Consider the following 11,835-nt stretch of genomic DNA (forward strand, 5'->3'; position numbering starts at 1 on the left):
ACCATGGGCGTGACCTTGCGGGTGGCGGAACCCGACCCGCTGCTGAGCCTGGACGGTGTCACCCTGCGCTATGGCAGTGGGGCCAGCGCCGTCACGGCGGTGCAGGACATCACGGTCGACCTGGCCGTCGGCGACCGTCTGGTGCTGCTGGGCCCGTCCGGCTGCGGTAAATCCAGCCTGCTGCGCGCCGTGGGTGGCTTCCAGCCGGTGGATGGGGGCCGCATCCATCTGCGCGGCAAGCCGGTGGGCAAACCCGGGCCCGACCGCATGGCGGTGTTCCAGGAATTCGACCAGTTGCTGCCATGGCGCACCGTGCTCGGCAATGTGCGTTACGCCCTGCAACGCGGGCGCGGGCTGGACCGGGCCACGGCCGGGAAGCGGGCCCGTGACTGGATTGGCCGCGTCGGCCTGACCCGCGTCCTGGACGCCTATCCCCATACACTGTCCGGCGGCATGAAGCAGCGCGTGGCCATCGCCCGCGCCTTCGCCCTGGAACCCGACCTGCTGCTGATGGATGAGCCGTTCGCGGCGCTTGACGCGCTCACCCGCCGGCAGATGCAGGACGAATTGCTGGCCTTGTGCGAGCAGACGGGCGCCAGCGTCCTGTTCGTCACCCACGGCATTGATGAGGCCATCCGCGTCGGGACCCACGTCCTGTCCCTGTCCCCCCATCCCGGCCGCATGAAGGCCCTGATCCCCGTCCCCCTTGCCGCCCGCCAGCGCGGCACCACGGCCTTCGCCCAGTTGGAGGCCAGCCTGCAGGCCGACCTGCTGGGGGAGGCTGACCAGGACACCGCCCCGCCGTCGGGGGAGCGCCGCCATGGCTGACGCCACCCTTGCCGCCCCCGCTGCAACCGCCCCTGCCGCCGCCCCCGCCGACCAGGCGAGCCGCCTGCGCTTCAACGGCTGGCGCAAGGTGGTCTTGCTGCTGGGCCTGGCCCTGCTGTGGGAAGGTTATGCCCGCCATCTGGGCAACGCCCTGCTGCTGCCCACCTTCAGCGCCACGGTGCGCGCCCTGGTGGAGGGGTTCGCGTCGGGCGAGCTGCTGGCCCGCACCGCCACCTCGCTGGAACTACTGCTGATGGGGTATGGCGCCGGGTTGGTGCTGGCGGCGCTATTGACGGCACTGGCCAGCCTGTCGCGCTGGGGGGCGGAGTTGCTGGAGCTGCTGACCGCCATGCTGAACCCGCTGCCGGCGGTGGCCCTGCTGCCCGTGGCGCTGCTGTGGTTCGGCATCGGCGCGCCCAGCCTGGTCTTCGTCATCACCCACGCCGTGCTGTGGCCGGTTGCCCTGTCGTCCTACGCCGGGTTCCGGTCGGTGCCGCGCACCCTGCGCATGACCGGGCGCAACCTGGGCCTATCGGCCCCCCGCTTCATCATCGAGATCCTGATGCCGGCTGCCTTGCCGCAAATCCTGGCGGGCCTGCGCCTGGGCTGGGCCTTCGCCTGGCGCACCCTGATCGCGGCCGAGCTGGTGTTCGGCGTCAGCGCCCGGTCGGGCGGCATCGGCTGGTTCATCTACACCAATCGCGCCCAGCTTGAGACGGCCAACGTCTTCGCCGGGCTTCTGACCATCATTCTGGTGGGCCTGATCGTGGAAGCGCTGCTGTTCCGCGGCGCCGCCCGGGCCACCATCCAACGCTGGGGACAGGAACAATGACCGCCGCCGCGCGCACTGTGCCGCAAACTGACGCCACTTTCGAAATCCGTGAAATCCCCGGGGTGCTGGGGGCGGAAATCATCGGTCTGGATTTGGGGCGGCCGTTGTCGGAGGCGGACTTCCTGCGCATCCGCCGCACCTTGGCCGAACACCAGGTGGTGGTGGTCCGGGATCAGGCCGCCCTGACGCCGGACCAGCACATCGCCTTCAGCCGGCGCTTCGGCCCGCTGGACATCCACATCCAGCACCATTTCCACCTGCCCGGCCATCCGGAGATCCTGGTGGTATCCAACGTCATCGAGGATGGCCGCCCCATCGGCCTGGCCGACGCCGGCCGCTACTGGCATTCCGACCTGTCATACATGGCCCTGCCCAGCCTAGGGTCGCTGCTGCATGCCCGCGAGATTCCGGCCGATGCCGGCGACACCCTGTTCGCCAGCCTGGCCGCCGCCTATGAGGCCCTGCCGATTGAAACCCAACGTCGGCTGCACGGCCTGACGGCCGTGCACAGCTATGCCGCCCGCAACCGCGCCCAGCAGGCGGTGACCGGCGACCTGCGCCCCGGCCTGACGGCGGAGCAGGAGGCGAAGGTGCCGCCCGTCATCCACCCGGTGGTGCGGGTCCACCCGGAAACCGGCCGGCCGTCCCTTTTCATCAGCGAGGGCTTCACCACCCGCATCGTGGAATTGCCGGAGAAGGAGAGCAGAACCCTGCTGGCGGAGCTGTTCGCCCACAGCGTCCAGGACCGCTTCATCTATCGCCACCGCTGGCGGCCGGACGATCTGGTCATCTGGGATAACCGCCAGGGCATTCATCTCGCCACTGGCGTCCCGCCGGACGTGCGCCGCACCCTCTATCGCACCACCGTGCGCGGCGACACGCCGCGGGGCGTCGCCACGTCCTGAAGGGTCAGGGTCCTGAAGGGTCAGGGGGCGGGCGGCTCCACCCGGTCCGGCAAGGCCATGCCCGGCGTCCAGCCGCTGTCGGCCAGCAAGGCCTTGGCGGTGTCGGCGTTGACGGTCAGGATGCGGGCGACGGCCTGGCGTTTGTCCTTGGTATGGACGTAGAAGGCCTTGGTGATGCGGTAGCCCACCCAGTAGGCGAGGTCGCCCGGCCGTTCGTCCGTGCCGATGCCGTTGTAGAGCCATGGCTTCATGTTGGTCGTATCCATGTCGGCGGCGAACTGGGTCTCAACCTCCCGTTCCCGCCCCCTGGCCCAGGCCTTCAGGCGGACATAGCCGACATCGCCAGCGATTAGCTCCGCCATGAATTCGGCCCCGCCTTCGATCAAGGCCGGGAACAGCAGCACGGGGTGGGCGGGATCATGCTCCGCCGCCGGCTGCTGCACATGGACGTATTCGTGGGCCACCAGATGGACGAAGCGGTCTTCCGGATCGGGGTCCATCCAGCTGGCGCCGCACAGCGCCTCCAGCCCGATCAGCACGCCGGACGGGCTGGTGGTGCCGCCGGTGTTGCCCTGGCCCACCAGGATGGTGATGGGCGGGAATTTGGCCGCGGGATAGAGCTGCCCCAGGCGGGGCAAGGCCTGCGCCAGCCGCCGCTTCACCGCCGGCAGCACGTCGAGGCAGGTCTTGGCGTCGGCGAACAGGCGGGGCTGCCTGGCCATGGCCGTGGCGATGGACTCGCCACTCAGATGACGCAGGCCCGTGAACTGGCGCAGGCCGTCGCTGCCATGGTCGAGATAACCTTGAAGCGCCGCCGCCGTCGGGGCGCCCCCACCGGCATCATAGACGCGGTAGAAGTCGATGACGTCCTGGATGCGGATTTCCGGCGCCGCCGCCCGCGCCGACCCCAGGGAGGCCAACAGCCCCAGCGCAGCGCCAAGCATCGCCATCGTCCCACACCGCATGCCCGTCCCCCATACTGTTATCGGTCGGGATGATGGGCGGCGCCGGCCCGGTGCGCAAGACCGCCATGCCTCAGGGCCCCCACGCCTCAGGGCACATCGGGCCCGACATGCTGGGTGAAGCCGGGCCGGTCGGCCAGACGGTCCAGCCAGGCGGCCACCGCCGGGCAGTCGGCCCGACCGGCCGACCCCTCCAGCGGCGTAAGCCGCCAGCGGTTGGCGGACAGCGCCAGCACGATATCGGCCAGGGTGAAGGTGTCGCCGGTGACATAGGCGGCGGTGCGATCCAGCTGCCGGTCCAGGATGGTCATGGCCCGGTTCCAGGCGGCCACACTGGCCGCGATGTCGGCCGGCCGGTCGTAGCCGGGCACCCCTTTCGCCAAGGCGAAATAGGCGTAGCGCCAAGCGCCGTTCAGGTCGCTGACCTGCCAATCCATCCATTGTTCCACCAGGGCGCGGGCGCGCAGGGGCATGGGCAGCAGATCATGCCGCCCGGCCGCCGCCGCCAGATGGCGGCAAATGGCGTTGGACTGCCACAGCGGCCCGTCGTCATCGATCCACACGGGGAATTCGCCGTTGGGGTTGACCGCCAGCAGTTCGGCCCGCCGGCGCACCGCCGCCTCCCCCACCCAATCGCTATCGAAATGATAGTCCAGGCCGATCTCGGCACAGGTCCACACCACCTTGCGCACGTTGATGGAGGTGGCGCGGCCGATGAGGGTGGGGCCGGTGGGGGCGGGCATGCCGGACATGGACAGTCTCCAGGAAAGGGGGCGGGCGCCCCATTCTCTCCCGGAAAGCCGCCGCCGACATGCGCCATCCTGTCTGGGCACAATCTTGATTCACGCGATGGTCGGCGTCTTCGGGCCCGTGCCGCCGTGGCCGGCCTATGCCGCCAGCCGATCCAGGTAACGGAAGCTCACCCGCGCCGCCTCCAGCCGAGGCCGGGCGAACGGCGGTTCCTGTTCCACATAGAAGTGCCGGATGCCGGCGGCGTGGGCGGCGGGCAGGATGCGGTGCCACTCCAGGATGCCGCCGCCAACTTCCGTCGGGTCCATCTTCAGTCCCGTGTTGGGGGCGGTGCCAGCCTTCAGATCCTTCACATGCATCAGGCGGAAACGCCCGGGGTGCGCCTCCAACAAGGCCACCGGGTCGTGGCCGGCCGCCGCCACCCAGCCGGCATCCATTTCCATCTTCACCAGCTCGGGATCGGTCTCCGCCAGCAGGATGTCATAGCCGGTGGCGCCCCCCACCGCGGCGAATTCCGGATTGTGGTTGTGATAGGCCAGCTGCAAGCCCGCCTTCTTCAGCACCGCGCCCTTCTCATTGAGGAAGGCGGCCTGGGCCTTCCAGTCGTCGGCGGTGAACTGCGCCGCCACCCGCGCCAGGGTGACGCCGAAATCTTCACCGTCGCGTGGCTTCATCTCCGGCCGGTCCGGAATGTTGAACATCGGCATGACGATGAATTTCAGGCCAAGGGTGTGCGCGTCCCGCGCCAGCGCATCCAGATTACCCGACAGGCTGGGGCCCTGCCCCGGCGCCCAGGGGTGGCCGGGGACGTGGGCGCTTTCGCACACCAGGCCGGCGGCCTTGAACGCCGCCGCCAGTTCACCGGCCGTGCGGCCATAGAAGCCCGGCAGTTCCACCGCGCCATACCCGATGTCCGCCACCGCCTTCAGCGTGCCGGCCAGGTCCTTCCCCACCACGTCACCCAGGGTGTAGAGCTGCAGGCCGACGGGCAGGCCCGCCCCCTTGAAGAAGGGCGCGGGGGCGGCCGTCGACAAGCGCGTCAGGCCCAAGCCCGCAAGGGCGGCGGCGCCACCCAGCAGGGCACGGCGGCTCGGGAATGGGGTCATGGCGGGTTTCCTCTCGGAGCTTTGCGTGGTTTCAGCCCAGGCCCAGCAGGGCCCGGTTGCGGGCGGTGTCCACCCCGCTGGCCGCGAAATCGTCAAAGGCGCGTTCGGTCACGCGGATGATGTGGTCGCGGATGAAGGGCGCACCCTCGCGCGCGCCATCCTCCGGATGCTTCAGGGCGCATTCCCATTCCAGCACGGCCCAGCCAGGATAGTCGTACCGCGCCAGCCTGGCGAAGATGGCGCCGAAATCCACCTGGCCATCGCCCAGGGAGCGAAAGCGGCCGGGCCGCTCCACCCAAGGCAGATAGCCGCCGTAGACACCGGCCCGGCCATCGGGCCGGAACTCCGCATCCTTCACGTGAAAGGCGCGGATACGCTCATGATAGCGGTCGATGAAGGCCAGGTAGTCCAGCTGTTGCAGGACGAAATGGCTGGGATCATAGAGGATGGTGGCGCGGGGATGCTGGCCCACCTGATCCAGGAAGCGTTCGAAGGTGGCGCCGTCGAACAGATCCTCCCCCGGATGCAGTTCGAAGCACACATCCACCCCAGCGGCATCGAACGCGTCCAGGATGGGGCGCCAGCGGCGGCCGAGTTCGGCGAAGGCCTCCTCCACCAGGCCGGCGGGGCGCTGCGGCCACGGGTACATGTAAGGCCAGGCGAGCGCGCCGGAGAAAGTCGCGTGGGCCGTCAGGCCCAGGTTACGGCTGACCCGGGCGGCCAGCATCAGCTGGTTCACCGCCCATTCCTGGCGCGCCTGCGGCCGGCCACGCACCGCCGCCGGGGCGAAGCCGTCGAACAGGGCGTCATAGGCCGGGTGCACCGCCACCAACTGGCCTTGCAGGTGGGTGGACAGCTCCGTCACCGCCAAGCCGTGATCGGCCAGGGTGCCGGCGAATTCCTGGGCATAGTCCACGCTGCCCGCCGCCAGTTCCAGGTCCAGCAGGCCGGTGGGGCCGGTCGGGACCTGCACGCCCTGGTAACCCAGGGAAGCGGCCCAGCCGGCCAGGCCGTCCAAGGTGTCGAAGGGCGGCTCCGCCCCCATGAACTGCGCCAGGAAGATGCCGGGGCCCTTGATCGTCTTCATGATGTGCGTCCTTACAGGTCAACCCAACCGGTGCCGTTCGCGGCCACGGCGCGCGCGACGAAGGCCATGCCCCGCACCCCGTCCTGGATGGTGGGCACCACCGTGCCCGACAGGCCACCGCCAGTCAGGCAGCCATGGCTGATGGCGCCAGCGAAATCGCGGTAGATGTTGGCGAAGGCCTCGATGAAGCCTTCCGGATGGCCGGTGGGCAGACGCGCCGGTCCTCGCCCCGCCGGGCCGAGGTAGGGGGCCGCCGCGTGCAGGGTCTGGGTCGGCCGGTCCAGCCAATTGAGCGTCAGCACATCCGGCCGTTCATGACACCAGTCCAACCCGCCCTTTTCGCCATAGACGCGCAGGCGCAGGCCGTTGCGGTCGCCCGCCGCCACCTGGCTGGCCACCAGCACACCGGGCACAGTGTCGTTGAAGCGCAGCAGGATGTTGCAGTCGTCATCCAACCGGCGACCGGGCACCACACTGTTGAGATCGGCGTTCAGGCGGGTGACGGCCAGGCCGCTGACGAACTCCGCCGCGTTGAAGGCGTGCACGCCGATGTCGCCGATGCAGCCGCCCAGGCCGGACCGCGCCGGATCCGCCCGCCAGGCGGCCTGGACATTGTCGGTCTTCTCCACCGCGTCCGACATCCAGCCCTGGGAATACTCCACCACCACCTTGCGCACGGCGCCCAGATCCCCCCGCCGCACCAGGGCCCGGGCCTCGCGCACCAGGGCGTAGCCGGTGTAGGTGTAGGTCAGGCCATAGAGGCGTCCGGTGGCCGCCACCACCCGCGCCAGGCTTTCCGCCTCCTCCAGCGTCGCCGTCGCCGGCTTGTCGCTCAGCACATGAAAGCCCGCCTCCAGCGCCGCCTTGGCCACCGGGAAGTGCAGATGGTTGGGCGTGACGATGGCGACGAACTGGGCGCCGTCGGGCCGCGCCGCCTCCGCCGCCAGCATCCGGCGGTAGTCGCCATGGGCGCGGGACGGATCGATGCCATAGCCCTCGGCCGCCGTTCTGGACCTCCCCTCATCCCGGCTGAAGGCGCCGGCCACCAGGCGGATGCGCCCATCCAGTTCGGCCGCCATGCGGTGCACCGGCCCGATGAAGGAACCGGGCCCGCCACCCACCATGGCCATGCGGATCACACCGTCAGACATCGTCCATCCTCCCATTGGCCCCATTCGGGCCTTTTCGCAGGGCCTGCGGGCGCTTGGCGGCCCCGGCGCCCGGCGTTATATGAAATCGATTACATGACCCTAGCAGCCCTGACCCGCCCTCGCAACCCTTGCAGGCGGGGCGGATCGAAAGCACGCTCCCCCCATGCCGACCATTCAAGATGTCGCCCGCCGGGCCCGCGTATCCACCGCCACCGTGTCGCGCGTGCTGAGCACCCCCGAGGTGGTCAGCGAAACCACGCGTGAGCGGGTGATGAGTGCCGTCGAGTCCTTGGGCTATGAGCCCAACCACGCGGCCAAAAGCCTGCGCACTCTGCGCACGGCCAAGATCGTCGTGACGGTGCCCGACATCTCCAACCCCTTCTTCTCCAGCGTCATCCGCGGGGCCGAGGAGGCGGCGCAGGCCGCGGGCTATTCCGTCCTGCTGGGCGATACCCGCGACAGCGCCGCGCGGGAGGACCAGTACGCCGGGATGCTGCGCCGGAAAGAGGCGGACGGCCTGATCTTCCTGGGCCACCGCCTGCCCGCCACCCTGGCCGACCTGATCGCCCGCCAGGGTGCCAAGGCGCCGGTGGTCAACGGCTGTGAATTCAGCCCAGGGCTGGGCGTGTCCAGCGCCCATATCGACAACACGGCGGCGGCGGCGGAGGCCATGGATCTGCTGTATGGCCTGGGCCATCGCGCCATCGGCGTCATCACCGGCCCGCTGATCAGCCCCATCAGCCGTGACCGGCTGGCCGGTGTCCGGGCCGCCGCCGCGCGCCACGGCGCGGAAGCGCGACTGCGCGTCGCCACCGGTGACTTCTCCGTTGAATCGGGGGAGCGGGAGGCCAAGGCCCTGCTGTCCGACCCCAATGGCCCAAGCGCCCTGTTCTGCTTCAGCGATGAGATGGCCATGGGCGCCTTGGCGGCGATACGCCAGGCCGGGCGGCGCTGCCCGGATGACATCTCGCTGGTCGGATTCGACGACATCCGTTTCGCCCGCTATCTGGACCCGGCGCTGACCACCGTGAGCCAGCCGATGGAGGAGATCGGACGGACGGCGGTGGGGCTGTTGCTGGAAATCCTGCGGGGCGCGCAAGCCGGGCCCCGCTCCGTCACCCTGCCCCACCGTTTGGTGGTGCGCGGCAGCACAGGCCCCGCGCGACGTTAACGGATACGGCCTTTGCGGCTGGAGCGCACATGGATCAGGCAGGCGGCCACGGCAAGGGCCGCCACCGCCTGGTGGCTCCAGCTGGCATAGTCATGCCAATCCTCATCACCGAGGTAGTAGAGACCATAACCGGTCAGGACCATGGCCAGCACGGCGGAAATCAGGCCAGCGCCCGACCGGCGATGACGTCCTGCCCGCCAAGCCAGGCGCACATGATGCGGCAGGACCGAGCCGAAAGCGACCAGGGCGGCCATGACCGCGGCGCCGTGCAGCTTCATGCACCAGGCCTCGGCCGACCGGGCGGCGTGGCCGTCCACCCCGATCAGGCCATGGCCATAATGCAGAACCATCCACACCAGGCCGGTCAGGGCCACAGCCAGCATGGCACGGTACAGCCAATGCCGGTGTCCGCGGCTGAGGCCGAAGGACGCTCCCCGCACCGTATGGGCCGGCGTTCCGGACTGCGCCGTCATGCCGCCGCCTGCCCGTCCAGGCGCACCGCCTGGGCCCCCAGGTCCTCAAGCCAGGCCGGGGAGTCCCCACCGTCCAGCATCACCGCCTTGGTCAGCGCGTCCGCTGTGGCGCAGTCGCCGGCCAGCACGGTGACGCTGGGGCCCACCGGCACGGCGTGGCCGTTGCGCGGGTCGACGATGGGCATGACAGGGCCACCCGCCGCCGGCCGCGCCGCGTAATAACCGGCGCTGGTGGCGATGGCGATGTCCTGGAACTCACCCAGGAGCCAGTGCCGGCCGGGATCGGCGGGATCGCGCACCACCACTGGCTGGGGCGCGTCGCCGAACAGGCGCAGGTCACCGCCGGCGTTCACCGCCCCGGCCCGCGCGCCGGCGCGGCGTAGCGCAGCCACCGCCTGGTCGACGGCGAATCCCTTGGCGATGCCGCCGAGATCCAGACACAACGGCCGGCCGCTGCTGGCCATGCCATCGCCCACCACCAAATCGGCGATACTGCCGCCCGTGGCGCCTGCCGCTACCGGCACCGGCAGGAAGTCCAACGCCGACAGGACGGGCGCCACCGCCGGATCGAACAGACCGCCGGTGGCCTGGTGCAGGGCCTGCGCCCGGCGCAACACCTCCGCCGTCCAGGGATGCAGGCGGATCGGCTGGTGATGGCCCAGCCGGTTCAGGCGCGACAGCTCGCTGGCCGGGTCATGGACGCTCATCAGCGCCTGCACCTGGGCGACCGCCGCGAAGGCGGTCGCCAACGCCGCCTCGATATCTCCGTCGCAAGCGTCGACGCGCAGTTCGACCAGGGTGCCCAGCAGGGGGCGGGCGCGGCGCGCCTCAGGGCTTGAGGGCGACATTCCAGGTGGCCAACAGGCGGCGCACGCCGTCCGTCACATGCTTGGACGACAGGGTGGCGCCGGAGATGTTGGTGATGTCCTTGTCCAGCTTGACGGGACTGGCGGCCGTCTTGCCGGTGAACTGCGCCCGCCAGTCGTCGCCGCGCACCTCATGGCCATAGCTTTCCTTGTACTCCAGGATCTCCAGCCCCTGCACCGCGCCCACCTTGCTGATGGCCAGGGCGATGGTGATGTACTCATGCTTGCCCAGCACCTCATCGACGATGAAGGTGCCGCCATCGGCGGCCCGCCAGGCCTGCACCGCCTTGTTGCGCACATCGACACCGCTCTGGCTTTCGATGGCATCGGCCTGGGCGCTGGTCAGGGTGACCGGCAGCGGCGCCAGCGCCTGGCCGGGAAACAGCGCCGCCTGGGCCTGTTCCGTGGTGAGGTAGACGGTGGCCGCCGCCGGCTGGGTCAGGACCAGGGCCGGCGCCGCCAGGGCCAGAAGAGGGGCACGCATGGGCACGAACACTCCCGCAACGGAAAATGAGACCGGCCCCGGCAACGACTCAGTTCCCGGGGCCGGCGAATAATGGAACGGCGCGGTCAGAAGGTCACGCCGACCTTGAGGCGAAGGCGGCGCTTTTCAAAGTCATCGGCATAGGTCCGGCCGCTCTTCACAAAACCCGGCGACGGGTTGGCCAGGTCCTGGGCGAAAGGCAGCTGTTCCAGGTAGGTCAGATTCACGAAGAAGCGCTCGCCCCCATAATGGATGGTGGGGCCGGCGTAGTAGGCTACGTTAGTGGCCGAGCCCGAGGTCCAGAAATGGAAGTTGGAGAACTCCCGCTCATTTTGAAATTCAACGCCGGCGTACCAATTGGGCGCGAAGCGGTAAGAGGCGGCGAGACCGAAATTGACGTCGGTCTCATGGTCCCAGTGCTCCGACGCGTCGTTGGAGAGGGGGTCGGCGTCCGGGTCGCCGTTCAGGCGGCGTAATTCCTGTTCGACCGTGACATTCGCGGCCACCACCAGCTGATCGTCCAGGAAATTCTTCTGCACGATCAGGCGGGATTCCAGTTCGCGCGTTTTGGGTCCCACCAGAGGTTCCACATAGAGCGCAAGGCCGATAGGATCCGTGTAGGGGCTGAGCAAGCGCCAGATCAGCTCAACCGAGGTGCCCTCATACTTCGTGCCGTGGAAACTGGCGGTGTCGCTGGCGGGGGTGTACTCGGCGAAGGTCTCGGGCACGGCGGTATTGCCATCCACACCGTCCTGGCGGGCATGGGTCCAGGCATAGTTGGCATAGGCCGCGATTTGCAAATTGTCGGTCAGGCCGTACTCAACCTCCGTCCGGCCCTGCCAGAGACTGAAGTCGCCCCCAGCTTTACCCAGCCGGCCGGTCAGCCATTGCTCGGCCTCCACCTTGCCGGCCGGCAGCAGGTCGGTGGTGTATATGTAGCCAAACAGCGGCTCCCCGGCCCGAGCCGGCACCGACAAGAGCGGCCAGCCCATCACCACCATGGCGGCCAGCCCCCGGATCTTTACCCGTCGCGACATTCCCCAGATACCCCACCTGCGAATGATTCTTAAACGCGATTAGCGGTGGCGGAGCGGGCCTGTCAATCCCTATCTGGCATGCGCGGCGTATTGTCACGGGCCGCGTCACCGCCTGGGGCGGGATGCGGTCGTCGATGAGCCCCACTGGGCCCCCCTGGGAGCCCCACCGGGCGACAAAAGGAT

General features: G+C 69.4%; 13 protein-coding genes. 4 read left to right on the forward strand and 9 right to left on the reverse strand.

What is annotated here, in order from left to right; genetic code table 11:
* The first annotated feature begins 3 nt into the window (after positions 1-3).
* Genes FHS74_RS12900 through FHS74_RS12910 form a run of 3 tightly spaced genes read left to right on the forward strand, consistent with a single transcriptional unit; the run spans position 4 to position 2,565 of the window.
* The gene (locus FHS74_RS12900; protein WP_184801006.1) at positions 4-828 is read left to right on the forward strand and encodes an ABC transporter ATP-binding protein; all 825 of its coding nucleotides are present in this window, start codon (positions 4-6) and stop codon (positions 826-828) included.
* Positions 821-1,660, forward strand: coding sequence for an ABC transporter permease (locus FHS74_RS12905; RefSeq protein ID WP_184801008.1), 840 nt, complete (start codon positions 821-823; stop codon positions 1,658-1,660). The genes FHS74_RS12900 and FHS74_RS12905 overlap by 8 nt, the downstream gene beginning before the upstream one ends.
* A complete protein-coding gene (locus FHS74_RS12910; protein ID WP_184801010.1) occupies positions 1,657-2,565 on the forward strand; it encodes a TauD/TfdA dioxygenase family protein in 909 nt (302 codons plus the stop codon). Before FHS74_RS12905 ends, FHS74_RS12910 begins: the two co-directional genes overlap by 4 nt.
* A gap of 20 nt (positions 2,566-2,585) precedes the next feature.
* On the opposite strand, the gene FHS74_RS12915 is transcribed toward FHS74_RS12910, so the two are convergent.
* The 5 genes from FHS74_RS12915 to FHS74_RS12935 form a co-directional block, all read right to left on the reverse strand.
* Positions 2,586-3,509 carry a DUF2268 domain-containing putative Zn-dependent protease gene (locus FHS74_RS12915; RefSeq protein ID WP_211106265.1) on the reverse strand — a complete coding sequence of 308 codons (924 nt, stop codon included), beginning with the start codon at positions 3,507-3,509 and terminating at the stop codon, positions 2,586-2,588.
* Positions 3,510-3,616: 107 nt separating this feature from the next.
* On the reverse strand, positions 3,617-4,279 hold the full coding sequence (locus FHS74_RS12920) for a glutathione S-transferase family protein (RefSeq protein WP_211106266.1): 663 nt from the start codon (positions 4,277-4,279) through the stop codon (positions 3,617-3,619).
* A gap of 135 nt (positions 4,280-4,414) precedes the next feature.
* Positions 4,415-5,383, reverse strand: a complete 969-nt coding sequence (locus tag FHS74_RS12925) for a sugar phosphate isomerase/epimerase family protein (protein WP_184801014.1) — start codon at positions 5,381-5,383, stop codon at positions 4,415-4,417.
* A gap of 31 nt (positions 5,384-5,414) precedes the next feature.
* Positions 5,415-6,470 carry a sugar phosphate isomerase/epimerase family protein gene (locus tag FHS74_RS12930; protein WP_184801016.1) on the reverse strand — a complete coding sequence of 352 codons (1,056 nt, stop codon included), beginning with the start codon at positions 6,468-6,470 and terminating at the stop codon, positions 5,415-5,417.
* A gap of 11 nt (positions 6,471-6,481) precedes the next feature.
* On the reverse strand, positions 6,482-7,621 hold the full coding sequence (locus tag FHS74_RS12935) for a Gfo/Idh/MocA family protein (RefSeq protein WP_184801018.1): 1,140 nt from the start codon (positions 7,619-7,621) through the stop codon (positions 6,482-6,484).
* Positions 7,622-7,784: 163 nt separating this feature from the next.
* Here FHS74_RS12935 and FHS74_RS12940 point away from each other — a divergent pair, with 163 nt between their 5' ends.
* Positions 7,785-8,792 carry a LacI family DNA-binding transcriptional regulator gene (locus tag FHS74_RS12940; protein WP_184801020.1) on the forward strand — a complete coding sequence of 336 codons (1,008 nt, stop codon included), beginning with the start codon at positions 7,785-7,787 and terminating at the stop codon, positions 8,790-8,792.
* Here FHS74_RS12940 and FHS74_RS12945 read toward each other — a convergent pair.
* The 4 genes from FHS74_RS12945 to FHS74_RS12960 all read right to left on the reverse strand — a co-directional run bounded on the left by FHS74_RS12945 (position 8,789) and on the right by FHS74_RS12960 (position 11,652).
* The gene (locus tag FHS74_RS12945) at positions 8,789-9,265 is read right to left on the reverse strand and encodes a hypothetical protein (RefSeq protein WP_184801022.1); all 477 of its coding nucleotides are present in this window, start codon (positions 9,263-9,265) and stop codon (positions 8,789-8,791) included. The two genes, FHS74_RS12940 and FHS74_RS12945, sit on opposite strands and share 4 nt — an antisense overlap.
* Entirely contained in the window at positions 9,262-10,113 is an 852-nt protein-coding gene (locus tag FHS74_RS12950; protein ID WP_184801024.1) for an FAD:protein FMN transferase, read from the reverse strand. Before FHS74_RS12950 ends, FHS74_RS12945 begins: the two co-directional genes overlap by 4 nt.
* Complete coding sequence (locus tag FHS74_RS12955; RefSeq protein WP_184801026.1) at positions 10,094-10,615, reverse strand: FMN-binding protein; 522 nt, start codon at positions 10,613-10,615, stop codon at positions 10,094-10,096. Before FHS74_RS12955 ends, FHS74_RS12950 begins: the two co-directional genes overlap by 20 nt.
* An 86-nt stretch (positions 10,616-10,701) precedes the next feature.
* The gene (locus tag FHS74_RS12960; RefSeq protein ID WP_211106267.1) at positions 10,702-11,652 is read right to left on the reverse strand and encodes a DUF6662 family protein; all 951 of its coding nucleotides are present in this window, start codon (positions 11,650-11,652) and stop codon (positions 10,702-10,704) included.
* Between the last annotated feature and the right edge of the window lie 183 nt (positions 11,653-11,835).

This window comes from Nitrospirillum iridis (assembly GCF_014205765.1).
Lineage (GTDB): Bacteria > Pseudomonadota > Alphaproteobacteria > Azospirillales > Azospirillaceae > Nitrospirillum > Nitrospirillum iridis.